The organism is Streptomyces olivaceoviridis, assembly GCF_014650115.1.
Taxonomy (GTDB): Bacteria; Actinomycetota; Actinomycetes; order Streptomycetales; family Streptomycetaceae; genus Streptomyces; species Streptomyces olivaceoviridis.
The window spans coordinates 40,108-59,045 of record NZ_BMUI01000024.1 but is presented as its reverse complement, the minus strand read 5'-3'; the positions used below and the strand labels follow the sequence as shown (position 1 = coordinate 59,045).

13 protein-coding genes and 1 pseudogene are annotated in these 18,938 nt (G+C 71.9%); 10 read left to right on the top strand and 4 right to left on the bottom strand.

Features of this window, described 5'->3' with window-relative positions; genetic code table 11:
• Window positions 1-32: 32 nt before the first annotated feature.
• The 6 genes from IE273_RS33445 to IE273_RS33420 all read left to right on the top strand — a co-directional run bounded on the left by IE273_RS33445 (window position 33) and on the right by IE273_RS33420 (window position 8,205).
• Complete coding sequence (locus tag IE273_RS33445) at window positions 33-815, top strand: alpha/beta fold hydrolase (RefSeq protein ID WP_189818880.1); 783 nt, start codon at window positions 33-35, stop codon at window positions 813-815.
• A 17-nt stretch (window positions 816-832) separates the two neighbouring features.
• The gene (locus tag IE273_RS33440) at window positions 833-1,801 is read left to right on the top strand and encodes an endonuclease/exonuclease/phosphatase family protein (RefSeq protein ID WP_189818879.1); all 969 of its coding nucleotides are present in this window, start codon (window positions 833-835) and stop codon (window positions 1,799-1,801) included.
• Window positions 1,802-1,863: 62 nt separating this feature from the next.
• On the top strand, window positions 1,864-3,807 hold the full coding sequence (locus IE273_RS33435; protein ID WP_189818878.1) for an FUSC family protein: 1,944 nt from the start codon (window positions 1,864-1,866) through the stop codon (window positions 3,805-3,807).
• Between the two features lie 84 nt (window positions 3,808-3,891).
• On the top strand, window positions 3,892-5,589 hold the full coding sequence (locus IE273_RS33430; protein WP_189818877.1) for a VWA domain-containing protein: 1,698 nt from the start codon (window positions 3,892-3,894) through the stop codon (window positions 5,587-5,589).
• Window positions 5,590-5,670: 81 nt separating this feature from the next.
• A complete protein-coding gene (metG, locus tag IE273_RS33425; protein ID WP_189818876.1) occupies window positions 5,671-7,287 on the top strand; it encodes a methionine--tRNA ligase in 1,617 nt (538 codons plus the stop codon).
• 225 nt (window positions 7,288-7,512) lie between these two features.
• The gene (locus IE273_RS33420; RefSeq protein WP_189818875.1) at window positions 7,513-8,205 is read left to right on the top strand and encodes a nucleotidyl transferase AbiEii/AbiGii toxin family protein; all 693 of its coding nucleotides are present in this window, start codon (window positions 7,513-7,515) and stop codon (window positions 8,203-8,205) included.
• A 328-nt stretch (window positions 8,206-8,533) separates the two neighbouring features.
• On the opposite strand, the gene aspS is transcribed toward IE273_RS33420, so the two are convergent.
• Window positions 8,534-10,297, bottom strand: a complete 1,764-nt coding sequence (gene aspS / locus IE273_RS33415; protein WP_014673860.1) for an aspartate--tRNA ligase — start codon at window positions 10,295-10,297, stop codon at window positions 8,534-8,536.
• Window positions 10,298-10,459: 162 nt separating this feature from the next.
• Here aspS and IE273_RS33410 point away from each other — a divergent pair, with 162 nt between their 5' ends.
• Window positions 10,460-12,610 carry a SpoIIE family protein phosphatase gene (locus tag IE273_RS33410; protein WP_189818874.1) on the top strand — a complete coding sequence of 717 codons (2,151 nt, stop codon included), beginning with the start codon at window positions 10,460-10,462 and terminating at the stop codon, window positions 12,608-12,610.
• Here the strand turns inward: IE273_RS33410 and IE273_RS33405 are convergent.
• The 3 genes and pseudogenes from IE273_RS33405 to IE273_RS33395 all read right to left on the bottom strand — a co-directional run bounded on the left by IE273_RS33405 (window position 12,562) and on the right by IE273_RS33395 (window position 15,124).
• Window positions 12,562-13,626 carry an AI-2E family transporter gene (locus IE273_RS33405; RefSeq protein WP_189818873.1) on the bottom strand — a complete coding sequence of 355 codons (1,065 nt, stop codon included), beginning with the start codon at window positions 13,624-13,626 and terminating at the stop codon, window positions 12,562-12,564. The genes IE273_RS33410 and IE273_RS33405 overlap by 49 nt on opposite strands.
• A gap of 157 nt (window positions 13,627-13,783) precedes the next feature.
• Window positions 13,784-14,491: pseudogene (locus IE273_RS33400) on the bottom strand (pirin family protein); the annotation flags it as partial.
• Between the two features lie 150 nt (window positions 14,492-14,641).
• On the bottom strand, window positions 14,642-15,124 hold the full coding sequence (locus tag IE273_RS33395; RefSeq protein WP_189818872.1) for an SseB family protein: 483 nt from the start codon (window positions 15,122-15,124) through the stop codon (window positions 14,642-14,644).
• A gap of 161 nt (window positions 15,125-15,285) precedes the next feature.
• Here IE273_RS33395 and IE273_RS33390 point away from each other — a divergent pair, with 161 nt between their 5' ends.
• From IE273_RS33390 to IE273_RS33380, 3 genes are all read left to right on the top strand, one after another.
• Window positions 15,286-17,112 carry an acyl-CoA dehydrogenase gene (locus tag IE273_RS33390; protein WP_189818922.1) on the top strand — a complete coding sequence of 609 codons (1,827 nt, stop codon included), beginning with the start codon at window positions 15,286-15,288 and terminating at the stop codon, window positions 17,110-17,112.
• 97 nt (window positions 17,113-17,209) lie between these two features.
• A complete protein-coding gene (locus tag IE273_RS33385) occupies window positions 17,210-18,559 on the top strand; it encodes a M18 family aminopeptidase (RefSeq protein ID WP_189818871.1) in 1,350 nt (449 codons plus the stop codon).
• Between the two features lie 66 nt (window positions 18,560-18,625).
• Entirely contained in the window at window positions 18,626-18,877 is a 252-nt protein-coding gene (locus tag IE273_RS33380) for a DUF6458 family protein (protein WP_014673852.1), read from the top strand.
• The last annotated feature ends 61 nt before the right edge of the window (window positions 18,878-18,938 follow it).

The window sequence follows — 18,938 nt, the reverse complement described above, 5'->3', positions numbered from 1 at the left end:
CCGAGCCAGGGCGGCACCCTAGGGTCGTCGCCATGCCCCCCTTCCTCGCATTCGAGGACAAAGACCCCGGAATCCCCTCCCGGGTCCCCCTCGTCCTCGTCCACGGCCACCCCTTCGACCGCACGATGTGGCAGCCGCAGCTCACCGCGTTCGCCGCGACCCGTCGGGTGATCGCCCCCGACCTGCGCGGCTACGGCGCCTCCCCCGTGACCCCCGGCAAGGTCCCGCTCGCCCGCCACGCCCAGGACATCGCGGACCTCCTGGACCACCTGGGCGTGGACGCCTTCGTCCTCGCCGGCCTGTCCATGGGCGGCCAGATCGCCATGGAGTGCGCCGCCCGCTCCGGCGACCGGATCCGGGGCCTCGTCCTCGCCGACACCTTCCCCGAGGCCGAGACCCCCGAGGGCCGGCGGGGCCGCGAGGCCATGGCCGACCGGCTGCTCGCCGAGGGCATGCGCGGCTACGCCGACGAGGTGCTGGAGAGGATGGTCGCCCCCTACGCCGACCCCGAGGTCAAGGCCCATGTGCACCGCATGATGACGGCCACCTCCCCGCGGGGCGCCGCCGCAGCGCTGCGCGGCCGGGCCGAACGCCCCGACTACCGGGCCCTGTTGGCGACGCTGCCCGTGCCCGCCCTCGTCCTGGTCGGCGCCGACGACACCTACACCCCGGTCGCCGGCGCCGAGGCGATGCACGCGTCCCTCCCCGACTCCGTCCTGCGCGTCGTCGAGGGCGCCGCCCATCTGCCCAACCTGGAACGACCCGAGGAGTTCAACCGCGCACTGGCGGGATTCCTGGCGCGGCTGGACGACTGAAACGTAGGCTCGCTCCCGTGACCCAGCGCTCCGGACGCGGGCTCGGCGCCTGGTGCGCCGGGCTGCTGCTCGCCGGGGTGAGCGTGGTCGTCGGCTGCCGGGTCGCCGACACCGACGGCATCACCCCCGTACCCCAGCTGCTCGCCTTCCTGCCCTGGCTGCTCGCGCCGGCCGGCTTCGCGCTGCTGTGCGCGCTGCTCGCCCGCTGGTGGCCGGGCCTGGTCTGGGGGGTCGCCGTCCTCGGCCTGCTCGCCTGGTACCTGGAGCCGTACGGCAAGACCGCCGAGCCCGGCGGACCGCCCCTCGCCCGGCTCCGCGTGCTCACCGCCAACGTCGAGTTCGGCCGCGGCACGGCCGCCCTGGTCCCGGTCCTGCGCGACCGGCGGCCGGACGTGGTCTTCGTCCAGGAGTGCGCCTCCGGCTGCCGGGCCACCCTGGAAGGGGACTTCGCGAGCGTCTACCCGCACCGCCGGGCCGTCGAGGAGGACGGCTCCAAGGGCTCCCTCATCCTGAGCCGCTTCCCGCTCGGACCCGCCGCGGGCGTCCGCGGCACGCTGGGCATGCCCGGCGCCGTGGCCGACGTGCGCGGACACGCCGTACGCCTCCAGCTCGCCCACACCGTGCCCCCGCTGCCGGACCAGGTGGGCCCGTGGCGCCGCGAACTCGCCCGGCTCCGCGCCTTCGCCGCCGCCCACGACGACGGCCCCGTGGTCCTCGCCGGGGACTTCAACGCCTCCCAGGACCACGCGGCCTTCCGGCGCGTCCTCGACACCGGCCTCACCGACGCGGCCCGCCTCGCCGGCCACGACCGCACCCCGACCTGGCCGTCCCGCACCGCCTCCGTCATCGGCGCCCAGATCGACCACGTGCTGGTGTCCCGGGACTTCACCGCCACCGGCGCCCGCTTCCCGCGCGTGTCCGGCACCGACCACCGCGCCCTCGTCGTGGACCTCACCCTGCACCGGCGGGACCGAACCGTGCGCTGACGGAACCGGACTCTGCACGCTCGGGCCCGACCCGGATGGATCAACCCGGCGATAATGGGCGCATGTCGCGAGAGTTCCCCATCAGCCTCACCCCTCCCGACTGGCTGGTCCGGAACCTCAAACCCCAGCAGGCCCTCGTCAACGGGGCCGCCGTGGCCCGCGCCGCCCTCGCCATGGCCCTCCCGCTGGCGCTCGGCCTCGCCGCCGGCCACCCGGCCTACGGCGCCCTCGCCTCCATGGGCGCCCTGTCCGGCGTCATCGGCGACACCGCCGACGCCTACCGCATGCGCGTCCTCAACATCGCCGTACCGCAGTTCTTCGGCGCGGTCGGCGTGACCCTGGGCACCCTGGTGTACGGGCACGGCTGGTACGCGGTGGCCGCGGTCACCGGCGTCGCCCTGGTCTCCGGCATGATCTCCACGATCGGCGCGGTCGCCTCGGTCTCCGGCCTGCTCCTGCTGCTGAACTGCGTGGTGGGCGCGGGACTCCCGCTCCCCTCCCCCTGGTGGCTCGCCCCGACCCTGCTGACCGGCGGCGGCCTCCTCGTCCTCGCCTTCGGGCTGCTGGCCTGGCCGCTGCGCGCGGGCGTGCCCGAACGGGCCGCGGTCGCGGCCACCTACCGCACGGTCGCCACCCTCCTCGCCACCGCCGGCACCGACCGCACCGAGGAGTACGAGGCGGCCCGCCGCACCGTCACCCACTCCCTGAACCAGTCGTACGACCTGATCCTGGCCCGGCGCGCCCGCCACCACGGCCGCAGCCCGGACCTCACCCGCCTCCTCGCCCAGCTGAACGCGATCACCCCGGTGATCGAGGCGGCCCCCGCGGCCCACCTGGCGGCCCGCCCGCTCCCCCCGGAGATCCCGGAAGCCTTCCGCCACCTGGCCGACGCCGTCGCCACCGGGGCGAGCACCCTCCCGCCCCTGCACCTGCCCGTGCCGACCACGGAGACGGCCCGGGCGGTGGACCATGCCCTGCGCCACACCGCCGAGGTCGTCACCGCCCCCGACGTGGACCCCCGGGGCATCGACGACCGCCTCGGCCGGCCGGCCGCCCTCGGCATCCGCACCGCCCGCGCGGCCCGCAACGTCGTACTGTCCGCCAACTCCTGGCGCTACGGCGTACGGCTCGCCGTCTGCATCGGCATCGCGCAGGCCCTGGTCTCCCTGATCCCCGTCCCGCGTTCCTACTGGGTCGCCCTGACCATCACCTTCGTCCTCAAGCCCGACTTCGGCTCGGTCTTCTCCCGCGCGCTGCTGCGCGCGCTCGGCACGGTGGCCGGTCTGCTGATCGCGGCGGTGGTGCTGGCCGAGGTCCCGCTCGGCTGGTGGGACGTCCCCGTCCTCTTCCTCCTGGCCCCCCTCATCCCGGCCCTCACCCCCCGGGGCTACGGCTACCAGACCGCCGCCATCACCCCGGTGATCCTCATCCTGTCCGACGTCCTCAACCACCAGGGCACGGCCCTGCTGGTGCCCCGGCTGGCCGACTCCCTCCTGGGCTGCGCCATCGCCCTGACCGCCGGCTACCTCCTGTGGCCCGAGAGCTGGCACACCCGGGTCGGCGACCGCCTCGCCGACGCGGTGGCCGACACGGCGGCGTACGTCGAGGCCGCCTTCGGCCCGCACGCCGACCCGCCCGCCCGGGCCCGCATGCGCCGCCGCCTCTACCGCGACCTGTCCGTCATCCGCACCGAGTTCCAGCGGGCCCTGACCGAACCCCCGCCGACCGGCCGGCGCGCCGCCGCGTGGTGGCCGCTGGTCGTCGCCGTGGAACGGATCGTGGACGCCACGACGGCGGCCCGCGTGCGTGTCCGCCACGGGGCGGCGGCGCCCTCCACGGCCGAGATCACCCAGGTCACCCTGCAACTGCGGGAACTGTCGGAGGGCGTACGGAACGCGGAGACCCTCATCGCCGTCCGCACCGACCTGACCGGCCCGGCGGGCAGCGTCCTGGAACCCCTGCGTCAGGAGGTCGCGGCGGCCCGCTCGATCGCGTCCCCGCGCTGACCGCCCCCGTAATCCGGGGCCGCTAACCTTACGTGTCCGTCCTGGCCAGGGATTGACGGCTACACCTCACGAAGGGTTGCGCACATGGGCATTCTCACTCTCCTGCGGAACGCGTTCGGCCGCTCACGCAAAGCACGAGCCACCGAGCCGGAGGGTGCGACCGAGACCCCCGCGCACTCCCCCTCGGTCCCGGAACCCCGCCGCACCCCCACCGAGGAACACGAACCGGTGGCGGCGGCCGAGGAACACGAGCTGGTGGCAGCGGCTTTCGACAAGGTGAAGACCGCCCCTGCCCAGCCGGCGGACCCGACTCCGGCCGGGACCGAGGAGACGGACCCGGTGACGGCCGAGGAGGAGAAGAGCGAAGCGCCCACCCCCGCCCGCCCCGAGGACAAGCCCGACCAGCAGCCTCCGGCCGAGACGGACGAGAACACCGCGCCGACAACTCCGACAGAGCCCGAGCCGCCGACCGAGGAGCCCGAGCCGAAGGCCGAGCAGCCGACCGAGGAGCCCGAGCCGAAGGCCGAGCAGCCGACCGAGGAGCCCGAGCCGAAGGCCGAGCAGCCGACCGAGGAGCCCGAGCCGAAGGCCGAGCAGCCGACCGAGGAAGCCGAGCCGAAGACCGAGGAAACGACCGAGGAGCCTGAGCCCGAGTCGGCGGCCGGCACGGAGACAACCGAGCCGGAGGCAGAGGCGGAACCGGCGACCGAGCCGGAGGCGGAAGCGAAGGCTGCGGCTCCGACAGAAGCGGAACCGGCGACCGAGCCGGAGCCGGAGGCAGAGGTGGAGGTTGCTGCTACGGCGGAGGCGGACGCGGAAGCGGAGGCCGACGAAGCGGCCGTAGCCGCCGAGACGACCACCGCCCCGCAGGCCGCCGACGGCGAGGACACCCCCCAGGGGCCACCCGCAGCCGACGACGAAAGCCGCACGGGTGGTGCGGGTGGGAACCCGGACGCCGAAGGCGAAGCCGAGGCGGACTCGGCGCCGCAGGCAACCGGCGAAGCCGAGGCGGACCAGGACCCGGCACCCGCACCCGCACCCGCACCGGAGCCCGCACCCGCCACGGCAGCGGCGCCGCAGGCAACCGGCGAAGCCGAGGCGGAGCCCAAGCCCCAGCCGGCCGTCCCGCTCACCCGGGTACGGAACCGCACCCCGTCCCTCACCACCGCCTACAAGGCCGCCACGACCACCCTCAAGAAGACCGACCTCACCGGCACCCGCGCCAAGGTCTACCTCGTCCTCGACCGCTCCGCGAGCATGCGGCCGTACTACAAGGACGGCTCCGCCCAGGCCCTCGCCGACCAGACCCTCGCCCTCGCCGCCCACCTCGACCCCGAGGCCACGGTCCACGTCGTCTTCTTCTCCACGGAGGTCGACGGCACCGCCGACCTCACCCTCACCCCGGACCACGAGACGAAGATCGACGACGTGCACGCCGGCCTCGGCCGCATGGGCCGCACCAGCTACCACGCCGCCGTAGAGGCCGTCGTCACGCACTACGAGGAGAACGCCGCCCCCGGCACCCCCGCCCTGGTCGTGTTCCAGACCGACGGCGCCCCGGACGCCAAGACCCCCGCCACCCAGTCGCTCACCGAGGCCGCCACCCGGCACCCCGCCCTCTTCTTCTCCTTCGTCGCCTTCGGCGACCACGACAACAAGGCCTTCGACTACCTCCGCAAGCTGAAGACCGGCAACACGTCCTTCTTCCACGCGGGCCCGACCCCGCGCGAGCTCACCGACACGGAGCTCTACGAGGGCGTACTGGCCACCTGGCGCCCGTGAGCCCCACCGGGGGGTGGACACCCGTCCACCCCCCGAAACGCATGTGAGTCGATCTCCGGCGGGCCAGTAGGATTTCGACTTATGGCGGCCACTGGATCCGAGAAGCAGGGTGGCAAGGCGTACTACGTCTCCACCCCCATCTACTACGTCAACGACGCTCCTCACCTGGGCCACGCCTATACGACCGTCGCAGGCGACGTGCTCACCCGCTGGCACCGTCAGCGCGGCGAGAAGGTGTGGTACCTCACCGGCACGGACGAGCACGGTCAGAAGATCATGCGCACGGCCGAGGCGAACGGGGTCACGCCCCAGCAGTGGGCGGACAAGCTCGTCACCGAGGCCTGGAAGCCTCTCTGGGAGCACCTGGAGATCGCGAACGACGACTTCATCCGCACCACGCAGAAGCGGCACACCGACCGCGTCCAGGAATTCGTCCAGGACCTGTACGACAAGGGCGAGATCTACAAGGGCGGCTACGAGGGCCCGTACTGCGTCGGCTGCGAGGAGTACAAGCTCCCCGGCGAACTGCTCGACGGCGAGGGCGAGTACGCGGGCCAGAAGCTGTGCCCGATCCACAAGAAGCCGGTGGAGATCCTCAGCGAGGAGAACTACTTCTTCAAGCTGAGCGAGTACACCGACAAGCTCCTCGCCCACTACGAGGCCAACCCGGGCTTCATCCAGCCCGAGTCCGCGCGCAACGAGGTCGTGAACTTCGTCCGCCAGGGCCTCCAGGACCTCTCCATCTCCCGCTCGACCTTCGACTGGGGCATCCCGATCCCCTGGGACGACAAGCACGTGATCTACGTGTGGGTCGACGCGCTGCTCAACTACGCCACGGCGGTCGGCTACAACGAGAACCAGGAGAAGTTCGAGGCCACGTTCCCCGCCGACGTCCACCTGGTCGGCAAGGACATCCTCCGCTTCCACGCGGTGATCTGGCCCGCCATGCTGATGGCGCAGGGTCTCCCGCTCCCCGGCAGGATCGCGGCCAACGGCTGGCTGATGGTCGGCGGCGAGAAGATGTCGAAGTCGAACCTGACCGGCATCAAGCCGCAGGACCTCACCTCGCACTTCGGCGTGGACGCCTACCGCTGGTACTTCCTGCGGGCCATCGCCTTCGGCCAGGACGGCTCCTTCTCCTGGGAGGACTTCTCCGCCCGGTACACCTCCGAGCTGGCCAACGACTTCGGCAACCTCGCCTCCCGCGTGGCCGCCATGGTCGGCAAGTACTTCGGCGGCACGCTGCCGGAGTCGGCCGCCGACGGCGAGGCGGAGAAGGCGGTCCACGACGGCCTGGCCAAGGCCGTGGCCGAGGCGGACCGCCGCATCGGCGAGGAGCTGGACTTCCAGGGCGGCATCCTGGCCGTCTTCGACTTCGTCAAGCAGGTCAACGGCTACATCACGGAGCAGGAGCCGTGGAAGGTGGCCAAGGACGAGTCCGAGGAGGGCAGGGCCCGCCTCGCGACGATCCTCTACACGGCCGCGGAAGCCCTCCGCGCGGTGGCCGTGCTGCTGAACCCGGTCATGCCGGAGACCTCCCAGAAGCTCTGGGACTCCCTGGGCGCGGAGGCCGGCCTCGGCGCACTGGCCACGCAGCGGATCCAGGACGCGGGCGAGTGGGGCAAGCTGCCCGCGGGTTCGACGATCACCAAGGGCGCGGTCCTCTTCCCGCGCCTTGAGGAGAAGCCGGCCGCCTGAGCCGTGGCACGAGCGGAAGGGCCCGGGGAGCACACGCTCCCCGGGCCCTTCGCCGCAGACGACGAGGGCGCGCCGCCCGCGGAGGGACCGGCGGTGGGAGGGAGCTGCCACGGAGGAGTCCTCAGGGGGCTGTCGTACGTGCCCCACACCTCCTCAGTGGCCGCCGCGGCGGGGAAAGTTGCCGCTCGTCGCGCATGAGCGGCCGGAAGCCGGAAAGATCTTGGTGTGGACATCCCCGAACCCCATCGCCGACTCCTCGCGGACGTCGTCGCCGTGGGCGGCCCGTACGGTCTGGTCCTGGCCGGCGGCTACGCCCTCCAGGCGCACGGACTGCTCCGCCGCCCGCACGCCGACCTGGACTTCGCCACCGAGAGCGCCGAGGCCATCGAGCACATCGCCGGTGCCGTCGGCGCGGCCCTGGAGGCGCGGGGGCGGCGGGTGCGGACCGGCGCGGTCACCGCGCGCACCGCACAGCTGACGGTCACGGACCCGCCGACCGGCGAGCCGTGCGCGCTCGCGCTGCACAAGGAGGCGTTCTGGCAGCCGCCGGAACTGACCGGGTACGGTCCGGCGCTCTCCCTGGCGGACGCCGTCGGCACGAAGATCCGCGCCCTGTACGACCGGGGCGCGGCCGTCGACCTCATCGACGCGCAGGCCGCGGCGGCCCGGTTCCCCCTGCCCGCCCTGGAGGAACTGGGCCGTCGGCACGCCCATGACCCGTTCGACCTGCCGACCCTCCAGTCCCGGCTGACGGGCACGGACTTCTACTCCGACAGGGACTTCCTCCGCCACGGCCTGGACGAGGCCGCCGTCGCCGCCCTGCGCGCCTGGGCCCAGCACTGGTCCGACGACATCGCCGAGCGGCTGCTGGAGGAGGGCGCGTCCCCGGACACCGAGACCGACGAGCAGGGCGAGTGAACCGGATCAGCCGCCGTCGTGCGTCTCGTCCGGGGCCACGCCCAGGATGAGCCGGGCCCGCACACCACGGCGACGCGCTTGCGGTCGTACGACGGAGGCGCGCCCGTGGGCGTACCGGTCGGGGTTGCCGTCGGGGTGCCGGTCGGGGCCGGGCCACCGCCTCCGCCGCCCATGTAACAGAGGTCCGCGGTGGTGTCGTCGTCCGTCTGTCATGGGCCGGGACCGTAGGAGCGGAAGCTGTCACCGGGCCCGGAGACGGCTGTGCGCGCCGATCGTCCGGAGCGGGTCAGGACGGATCGGCGCGCACGGCCGGGGAATTCCCGGTTGCTTACTTCGGCTGCGGCTTCCGGATGGTCAGGTGCAGCTCGCGCAGGCGGGACTCGTCCAGCTCGGTCGGGGCGCCCATCATCAGGTCCTGGGCGTTGCCGTTGAGCGGGAAGGCGATCGTCTCGCGGATGTTGGGCTCGTCCGCGAGGAGCATGACGATCCGGTCCACACCCGGGGCGATGCCACCGTGCGGCGGGGCGCCGAAGCGGAACGCGCGCAGCATGCCCGCGAACTTCTCCTCGACGGTCTCCCGGTCGTAGCCCGCGATCTCGAAGGCCTTGAGCATGATCTCCGGGTCGTGGTTCCGGATCGCGCCGGAGGACAGCTCGACGCCGTTGCAGACGATGTCGTACTGCCAGCCCAGGACGTCCAGCGGGTCCTGGGTCTGGAGGGCCTCCAGGCCGCCCTGCGGCATCGAGAAGGGGTTGTGGGAGAAGTCGATCCCGCCGGTCTCCTCGTCCTTCTCGTACATCGGGAAGTCGACGATCCAGCAGAACCGGAACACGCCGTCCTCGAAGTGGCCGGCACGCTTGGCCGCCTCCACACGGACCGCGCCCATGATCTTCGAGACCTCGTCGTACTCGCCGGCGCCGAAGAAGACGGCGTGGCCGGGGGCCAGGGAGAGGCGCTTGGTCAGCTCGGCGACGTTCGCCTCGGTGAGGAACTTCGCGATCGGGCCGGAGAGCGAGCCGTCCTCGGCCACGCGCACCCAGGCCAGGCCCTTGGCACCCTGCTCGACGGCGTACTCACCGAGCTGGTCGAAGAACTTGCGGGGCTGCGCGGAGACGTCCGGCACCGGCAGCGCGCGCACGTGCTTGCCCGCGAAGGCCTTGAACTCCGAGCCCTCGAAGACGTCGGTGATGTCGACCAGCTCCAGCTTGGCGCGCAGGTCCGGCTTGTCCGAGCCGTACTTCAGCATCGCCTCGCGGAACGGGATACGGGGGAACGGAGAGGTGACGTGACGGCCGCCTCCGAACTCCTCGAACAGCTCCGTCATGAGCTTCTCGATCGGCTGGAAGACGTCCTCCTGCTCGACGAAGCTCATCTCCACGTCGAGCTGGTAGAACTCGCCGGGCGAGCGGTCGGCGCGGGCGTCCTCGTCACGGAAGCAGGGCGCGATCTGGAAGTAGCGGTCGAAGCCGGAGATCATCAGCAGCTGCTTGAACTGCTGCGGCGCCTGCGGCAGCGCGTAGAACTTGCCCGGGTGCACACGGGAGGGGACCACGTAGTCGCGGGCGCCCTCGGGGGAGGTGGCGGACAGGATCGGCGTCGCCATCTCGTTGAAGCCCATCGCCGCCATCTTCTGGCGGATCGCGGAGATCACGGACGTGCGCAGCATGATGTTGCGGTGCATGCGCTCGCGGCGCAGGTCCAGGAAGCGGTACTCCAGGCGCCGCTCCTCGTTGACCCCGTCCTCGGTGTTGATGGTGAAGGGCAGGGGCTGCGCCGCGCCGAGCAGCTCGACCTCGGCGACCTCGACCTCGATCTCGCCGGTGGGCAGGTCGGGGTTCACGTTCTCGGTTCCACGTGAAACAACGCGGCCGTCGACACGGACCGAGGACTCCTTGGAGATCTTGTCCAGGGCCTCGTACGCCGGGGTGCCCGGGCGCGCGACCAGCTGCGTGATGCCGTAGTGGTCACGGAGATCGATGAAGAGGATGCCGCCCAGGTCGCGCCGATTGTGCAGCCAGCCACTCAGCCGGACGTCGGTGCCGACGTCAGAGGCGCGGAGCTGGCCGCAGGTGTGGGACCTGTACCGATGCATCGTCGTTCATCCAGTCTTTGCGGATCGGGTGTCGCCAGGCGGGTACGGCCTAGGCCATCCCAAGGGTACCGGGCACCCCAAGATCGGCTCCCACCATTACCGCCCGTACCGCTCGCCCGCCTACGGTGGCAGGCTTCGCACACCTCTCCATAAAGTGGGGCAATGCGCACAGGTGAGCCACTGCCCTCCGTGGAGGACGTCCTCGCCGCCCTGGCGACCGGGCTCTGGCACTGGGACACGGACACCGGGCTGGTCACCGTCGACGCGGAGGCGGCGCGGCTGCTCGGCCTTCCCGCGGAGCCGGCCACCCTCACGGAGGCGCAGACCCGGGCCCGCTTCCATCCGGTCGACTGGAACGAGATCACCGGCGTGGTGCGGCTGGCCGTCGCCGAGGGCACCCTCGCCGAGGTGCGCATCCGGATCATGGACGGGGACGGCAGCATCCTGCGGGTCGTCCGCAGCCGGTCGAAGCCGTCCTTCGACCCCGAGCGGCATACGTACGAGCTGATCGGCACCCTCCAGGAGGTGACCGAGCCGACCCCGGGCACGGCGGCCGGCCGCAGCGCGGTCACCGGGGACTGGCGGCGCTCCCGGGAGGCGTTCCTGCTGGACGCGGGCCGGGCGCTGGCGGAGGCCCGGTCCACGGCGGAGGTGCTGCGGGTCGCGGGCGCCCTGTCGATGCCGGGGTTCTCGCCGGACGGGCTCGTGGTGTTCGGCGTCGAGGGCGACCGGCTGACGATCACCGGGCAGCACGGACACACCCCCGCCGACATGGGCCCCTTCTCGAACATGCCGCTGGCCACCGACTATCCGGCGGCCGAGGTCGTCCGCACGGGCCGTGCGGTGTACCTGTCCTCACCCGAGGAATACCGGGACCGCTACCCGGCGACCTGGCCGCTCGCCCGGCACTTCGGGCGCCGCTCCTGGGCGTTCCTGCCACTGACGGCGGGCGGGCGCACGATGGGCGCCTGGATGGCCGCCTTCACCTATCCGGTGGCGTTCACCCCGGACGAGCGCGCGGTCCTGACGACGGTCGCCCGGATGCTCGCCCAGGCGCTGTCCCGGGCCGGTGCCGCCGAGTCCGCGCGGGAGCTGACGGAGGGCCTCCAGCGCTCCATGCTGCCCTCGCTCGGCCCCGAGGTCCCCGGGATGCGGGTGGCCGCCCGGTACATCCCGACCGGCGGCGGACTCCAGGTCGGCGGCGACTGGTACGACATGATCCCGCTGCCCTCCGGCCGCTTCGCGCTGGTCATCGGGGACGTCCAGGGCCATGACGTGCGCGCGGCCGGCCTGATGGGCCAGCTGCGGATCGCGCTGCGCGCCTACGCCTCCGAGGGGCACCGCCCGGACGCGGTCCTCACCCGCGCCTCCCGCTTCCTGCACGGCCTCACCCAGGACGCCGGGGAGGACGCGCTGGCCGACCTCCGCTTCGCGACCTGCCTGTACGTGGAGGCCGACCCGCCGACCGGCCGGCTGGAGATCGCCCGCGCCGGGCACCCCGACCCGGTGATCCGGATGACGGACGGCACGGTGATGACGCGGCCGACGGCGGGCGGGCTGCCGCTGGGCCTCGACCCGGACGCCGACTACCCGACGACCCGGTTCACGCTAGAACCCGGCGAGACGCTGATGCTGTGCACCGACGGCCTGATCGAGACCGGCGGGCACGACATGGAGAGCGGCTGGCGCCGGCTGCGGGCGATCCTGGAGGACCACGAGGGCGACCTGGAGTCGCTGGCCGACGCGCTGGTGCAGGGGGTGCACGGGCCGTCCTCGCACCACACCACCGGCCCGCTGGCCGACCGCCGTGAGGACGACATCGCGCTGTTGCTGCTGTGCCGGCCGGGGGAGGGCAGCGAGTGCGGCGGCACCGTCGCGGTACGGCCGGCGGTACGGCGCACACTGCTGTCGGTGGCGCAGGACGAGCCGGAGCGGATCGCCGAGGCCCGCCAGCACCTGCGCGGGCTGCTGCACGACTGGGCGGCGGCCGAGCAGGTGGACTCGGCGGTGCTGCTGGTCTCGGAGATGGTCACCAACGTGCTGGTGCACACGGACGCCGACGCGCTGCTGCTCGCGGAGGTCATGGGTGAGGGCACCGGGCGGCGGCTGCGGGTGGAGGTCTTCGACACCGGCGACGACCTCCCGCACAAGCGCCGCCCCGGTGAACTGGCCTCCTCCGGGCGCGGCCTGATGCTGATCGAACTCCTCGCGGACGGCTGGGGGGTGGACCCGCGGGGCGAGGGCAAGAGCATCTGGTTCGAGCTCTACGAACCGGGGGGCTCCGGGGCCGGCGCGTCGGAGGAGGTGGCCTGACGCCCCCGCAGCTCCTGGACGGCCCCGAAGGCCGCCGCGGTCAGCGGGACGGCGAGGAGCATGCCGAGGACGCCCGCGACGGAGGCGCCCGCGGTGATCGTCACCATCACCACGGCCGGGTGCATCTGCACGGTCCGGCTCTGGATCACCGGTTGCAGCACATGCCCCTCCAGCACCTGCACCGCCAGCACCACCCCGAGCACCCACAGCGCGATGACGAAGCCCCGGTCGGCGAGGGCGACCAGCACGGCCACCGCGCCGGAGAGGAAGGCGCCGAGGTAGGGGATGTAGGCGCCGACGAAGACGAGCGCGCCGAGCCCGATCGCACCGGGCACGCGCAGGATCAGCAGGCCGACGGTGATGCACAGGGCGTCGATGAGCGCGATGAAGGTCGTGCCGCGCATGAAGCCCTCCACCGCGGCGAAGGACCGCCGGGCGATGGCCTCCAGGAGCTCGGCGCTGCCGCCGGGCGCGAGCGAGCGCAGGCCGGCCATGGCGCGGTGGGAGTCGCGCAGGAAGAAGAAGACGAGCAGCAGGGCGAGCACGGCCATGGCGATGGACTCGGCGACGACGCTGACGCCGCTGATGACGTTGGACGCGGCGGTGCTGCCGAACTTGCCCAGCAGTTGCCGGGCGTTGGCGGCGAGGTCGTCCAGACTCGTCCCGGCGGCGCCGAAGTGCCGTGCGACCCCCTTGGCCGCGTGCCGCAGCGAGGCGAGGATCTCCGCGCCGGTGTCGACGAGCGCGGCGACGACGATGTACACGGCACCGCCGACGACGGCCACGACGGCGACGCAGGTGAGCCCGGCCGCCACCGACGTCTGCACCCCCGCCCGCACCAGCTGCCGGTACAGCGGCCCGAGCAGCGCGGTCCCGAGCAGGGCGAGCAGCACCGGTGTGACGGCCGTACGGAACTCCGCGCACAGCCGCACACCGACCCATCCGACCCCGGCGGCGAGCAGCAGCACGACACACCAGGCGGCGAACCGGCGGACGGCGACAGGGAGGAACTGCACGCGTCCAGCGGATCACGGGGCACCGGAACTGTCCTGTGACACGGGTCCGGGCGGGTGAGAAGACGCCGACCCCGGCCGGTGTGCGGCCGGGGTCGTCAGGGGGAGCCGGCGGCGCCCCGCGGGTCGTCCGCGGACCGCCGCCTTCGCCGGGGAGCGGTCAGATGCCGCCCTCGGTCATCCCGTGGACCGCCGGGATGCTGCCGAGCCGGCCCTTCTGGAAGTCCTCGAAGGCCTGCATCAGTTCGTCCTTGGTGTTCATGACGAACGGGCCGTAGTGGGCCATCGGCTCCCGGATGGGCTGTCCGCCGAGGAGGACGACCTCCAGGTCCGGGGTGTGCGAGTCCTGCTTCTCGTCCGCGCGGACGGTGAGCGAGGAGCCGGCGCCGAAGACGGCCGTCTGGCCCAGGTGGATCGGGCGGCGCTCCGCACCGACGCTGCCGCGGCCCGCGAGGACGTACGCCAGACCGTTGAAGTCCTCGCGCCACGGCAGGGTGATCTCCGCGCCCGGGGCGACGGTCGCGTGGATCATCGTGATCGGGGTGTGGGTGATGCCGGGGCCCTGGTGGCCGTCCAGCTCGCCGGCGATGACACGCAGCAGCGCGCCGCCGTCGGGGGTGGTGAGCAGCTGGACGTTGCCGCCGCGGATGTCCTGGTAGCGCGGGGCCATCATCTTGTCCTTGGCGGGGAGGTTCACCCACAGCTGGAGCCCGTGGAAGAGGCCGCCGGACACGACGAGGGACTCCGGCGGGGCCTCGATGTGCAGCAGGCCCGAGCCCGCGGTCATCCACTGGGTGTCGCCGTTGGTGATGGTGCCGCCGCCACCGTTGCTGTCATGGTGGTCGAAGACGCCGTCGATGATGTAAGTGTGCAGGCATGGTGGGTACCTCCTTGGTACGCCCACTTTAGTTGAGCGTTGAACTTCTTGCCACCCAGAACAGAGAAAGCCCGGAGGGCATTCCCTCCGGGCTCACGGTGCGCGGGCACGGATCAACCGCCGTCCGCGCGGCAGTGGCGTCTAGCCGTACATGCGGCGCATCGCGAAGTCGACCATCTGCTCGACGGCCTTCGCGTCGAAGACCATCCGGTGCTCGCCCTCCATGTCCAGGACGAAGCCGTAGCCGGTCGGGAGCAGGTCGATCACCTCGGCGCCGGTGATGACGAAGTACTTGGACTCCTTGCCGGCGTACCGGCGCAGCTCCTTCAGCGAGGTGAACATCGGGATCACCGGCTGCTGGGTGTTGTGCAGCGCCAGGAAGCCGGGGGTGTCGCCGCGCGGGCAGTACACCTTCGACGTGGCGAAGATCTGCTGGAAGTCCTCGGCGGACATCTGCCCGGTCGTGAAGGCGCGCACCGCGTCCGCGAGCGAGGGCGGCGACGGCTCGGGGTACAGCGGCGGCTGCTGCCCGTACCCGCCGGCACCACCCGGCATCTGCTGCTGCGACGAGGCGTACTGCTGCTGGGCAGCACCCCCGTCCATGGGCTGGCCGTATCCGTACATGCGCGTAAGAGTACTGAGCGCCGGGCGAGGGGTGGGTCACAGATGCCCGGATCGGGGTTGCTTCTTATTACCGGCGGGTAGCATCATCGGAGCTACTTGTTGGTATGTGAACTAGGTGCGAGGAGCAAGTGCCTCGCCGATCCCTCTACGGAGCCGTCGCCATGGGGCACTACAAGTCGAATCTCCGCGACATCGAGTTCAACCTCTTCGAAGTACTGGGGCGCGACAAGGTGTACGGCACCGGCCCGTTCGAGGAGATGGACGTCGAGACCGCCAAGAGCGTCCTGGAGGAGCTGACCCGCCTCTCCGAGAACGAGCTGGCCGAGTCCTTCGCCGACGCCGACCGCAACCCGCCGGTCTTCGACCCGGAGACCAACACCGCGCCCGTGCCCGCGTCCTTCAGGAAGAGCTACCAGGCCTTCATGGACTCCGAGTACTGGCGGCTCGGCCTGCCCGAGGAGATCGGCGGCACCACCTCGCCGCGCTCCCTGATCTGGGCCTACGCCGAGCTGATCCTGGGCGCCAACCCGGCCGTGTGGATGTACTCCTCCGGCCCCGCGTTCGCCGGCATCCTCTTCGAGGAGGGCAACGAGGTCCAGAAGCACATCGCCAAGATCGCCGTCGAGAAGCAGTGGGGCTCGACGATGGTCCTCACCGAGCCCGACGCGGGCTCGGACGTCGGCGCCGGCCGCACCAAGGCCGTGCAGCAGGAGGACGGCTCCTGGCACATCGAGGGCGTGAAGCGCTTCATCACCTCCGGTGAGCACGACATGTCGGAGAACATCCTCCACTACGTGCTCGCGCGTCCCGAGGGCGCCGGCCCCGGCACCAAGGGCCTGTCCCTCTTCCTCGTCCCGAAGTACACCTTCGACTTCGAGACCGGCGAGCTGGGCGAGCGCAACGGCGTCTACGCGACCAACGTCGAGCACAAGATGGGCCTGAAGGCGTCCAACACGTGCGAGATGACCTTCGGCGACAAGCACCCCGCCAAGGGCTGGCTGATCGGCGACAGGCACGACGGCATCCGCCAGATGTTCCGCATCATCGAGTTCGCCCGCATGATGGTCGGCACGAAGGCGATCTCCACGCTGTCCACCGGCTACCTCAACGCGCTGGAGTACGCCAAGGAGCGCGTCCAGGGCCCGGACCTGGCCAATTTCATGGACAAGACCGCGCCCAAGGTCACCATCACCCACCACCCCGATGTGCGCCGCTCGCTGATGACGCAGAAGGCGTACGCGGAGGGCATGCGCGCCCTCGTCCTCCACACCGCCTCGGTCCAGGACGCGATCCAGATCAAGGAGGCGAACGGCGAGGACGCCTCCGCCGAGCACGCGCTGAACGACCTGCTGCTGCCCATCGTCAAGGGCTACGGCTCCGAGAAGGGCTACGAGCAGCTCGCCCAGTCGCTCCAGACCTTCGGCGGCTCCGGCTTCCTCCAGGAGTACCCGATCGAGCAGTACATCCGGGACTCCAAGATCGACACCCTGTACGAGGGCACCACGGCGATCCAGGGCCAGGACTTCTTCTTCCGGAAGATCGTCCGCAACCAGGGCGCCGCGCTGAACTCCCTCGCCGAGGACATCAAGAAGTTCCTGGCGCTCGGCACCGGCGGCGAGGAGCTGGCCGGCGCCCGCGAGCACCTGGCCAAGGCGGCCGTGGAGCTGGAGGCGATCGTCGGCCTGATGCTGACCGACCTCGCCGCCACCGAGCAGGACACCAAGAACATCTACAAGGTCGGCCTGAACACCACCCGCCTGCTCATGGCCTCCGGTGACGTCGTCGTCGGCTACCTGCTCCTGCGGGGCGCCGCGATCGCCGCCGAGAAGCTGGCCACGGCCTCGGCGAAGGACAAGGCGTTCTACACGGGCAAGATCGCCGCGGCGAAGTTCTTCGCGGCGAACGTCCTGCCGGGCGTCACCCTCGCCCGCAAGGTCGCCGCGGGCGTCGAGCTGGACCTGATGGAGCTGGACGAGGCGGCGTTCTAAACGGCCCGTCCGGACGTTCCGGACGACCCCGCCGATTCCTCGCACGGGCCCGCTCCTTACCGGGAGCGGGCCCGTGCACGTCGTTAAGGTGAATCCCATGAGCGCACCAGCCCGCCCGTCATCCGCCGCCGCCCCTCCCGGGAGCGCTTCGCGCGCGCCTCTCACCTTCGACCGCGGCCACACCGACGACCTGATGTCCTTCCTGGCGGCGAGCCCGACGCCGTACCACGCCGTGGCGAACGCCGCCGCCCGGCTGGAGAAGGCGGGCTTCCGGCAGGTGGCGGAGACGGACGCCTGGGACGGGACGTACGGCGGCAAGTACGTGCTGCGCGGCGGCGCGATCGTGGCCTGGTACGTGCCCGAGGGCGCCGAGCCGCACACCCCCTTCCACATCATCGGCGCGCACACCGACTCCCCGAACCTCAGGGTCAAGCCGCGCCCGGACAGCGGGGCGCACGGCTGGCGCCAGGTCGCCGTCGAGATCTACGGCGGCCCGCTGCTGAACTCCTGGCTGGACCGGGATCTCGGCCTGGCCGGCCGGCTGACCCTGCGCGACGGCTCCTCGGTCCTGGTCGACGTGGACCGGCCGCTGCTGCGGGTGCCGCAGCTCGCCATCCACCTGGACCGTTCGGTCAGCTCGGAGGGGCTCAAGCTGGACAAGCAGCGGCACCTCCAGCCGGTGTGGGGCCTCGGCAACGAGGTGCGGGACGGCGAACTCATCGCCTTTCTGGAGCAGGAGGCCGGGCTGACGGCGGGCTCGGTGGCCGGCTGGGACCTGATGACGTATCCGGTGGAGCCGCCCGCCTACCTCGGCCGGGACCGCGAGCTGGTCGCCGGTCCGCGGATGGACAACCTGCTGTCCGTGCACGCCGGCGTCGCCGCCCTCGTCGCCGCGGCGGCCTCCGGTGCCGCGCTCACCCGCATCCCGGTTCTGGCCGCCTTCGACCACGAGGAGAACGGCTCCCAGTCGGACACCGGCGCGGACGGCCCGCTGCTCGGCACCGTCCTGGAGCGCTCGGTCCTCGCGCGCGGCGGGTCGTTCGAGGACCGGGCCCGCGCCTTCGCCGCAACGGTCTGCCTGTCCTCCGACACGGGCCACGCCGTGCACCCCAACTACGCCGAGCGGCACGACCCGACGCACCATCCGCGGGTCAACGGCGGTCCGATCCTCAAGGTCAACGTCAACAACCGCTACGCCACCGATGGTTCGGGCCGCGCGGTGTTCGCCGCTGCCTGCGAGAAGGCGAACGTCCCCTTCCAGAGCTTCGTCTCCAACAACTCCATGCCGTGCGGCACCACCATCGGCCCGATCACCGCGGCCCGGCACGGCATCCGCACGGTCGACATCGGCGTGGCGATCCTCTCCATGCACAGCGTCCGTGAACTGTGCGGCGCCGACGACCCCTTCCTCCTGGCGAACGCCCTGACCGCCTTCCTGGAGGGCTAGTCGGGGCCTCGCCGGGTACCCGGAGGGCACCGGAGATTCCGGAACCAGAAGGGGAGGCGAGGTCTCATGGGTCTCGGCGGATGCATCATCCTCATCGCCGTGGGGGCCATTCTGACGTTCGCGACCGACTGGCACATGCAGGGCGTCAACCTCACTGTCGTCGGCCTGATCCTGATGGCCGTGGGCCTGATCGGCGTGGCGACGTTCAGCGGAATAGCCCGGCGCCGCCGCGTGGTGGTCCCGCCGACGACGCCGGTGGTGGAGGAGGAACCCCGCCACCACCGCGTCGACGGCTACTCCGACGGCTACGGCGTCTGACGGCTGAACCCACCGGCCCGTGCAGGTGGGTTCGACCGTTGCCCGGCACCGTGCCCGCCGA

Coding starts and splice junctions, on each gene's coding strand:
- IE273_RS33380 (WP_014673852.1), top strand. CDS start 18,626: ATGGGTCTCGGCGGATGCATCATCCTCATCGCCGTGGGGGCCATTCTG.
- IE273_RS33390 (WP_189818922.1), top strand. CDS start 15,286: ATGGGGCACTACAAGTCGAATCTCCGCGACATCGAGTTCAACCTCTTC.
- IE273_RS33410 (WP_189818874.1), top strand. CDS start 10,460: ATGCGCACAGGTGAGCCACTGCCCTCCGTGGAGGACGTCCTCGCCGCC.
- IE273_RS33430 (WP_189818877.1), top strand. CDS start 3,892: ATGGGCATTCTCACTCTCCTGCGGAACGCGTTCGGCCGCTCACGCAAA.
- IE273_RS33435 (WP_189818878.1), top strand. CDS start 1,864: ATGTCGCGAGAGTTCCCCATCAGCCTCACCCCTCCCGACTGGCTGGTC.
- IE273_RS33385 (WP_189818871.1), top strand. CDS start 17,210: ATGAGCGCACCAGCCCGCCCGTCATCCGCCGCCGCCCCTCCCGGGAGC.
- aspS (WP_014673860.1), bottom strand. CDS start 10,297: ATGCATCGGTACAGGTCCCACACCTGCGGCCAGCTCCGCGCCTCTGAC.
- metG (WP_189818876.1), top strand. CDS start 5,671: ATGGCGGCCACTGGATCCGAGAAGCAGGGTGGCAAGGCGTACTACGTC.
- IE273_RS33395 (WP_189818872.1), bottom strand. CDS start 15,124: ATGTACGGATACGGCCAGCCCATGGACGGGGGTGCTGCCCAGCAGCAG.
- IE273_RS33445 (WP_189818880.1), top strand. CDS start 33: ATGCCCCCCTTCCTCGCATTCGAGGACAAAGACCCCGGAATCCCCTCC.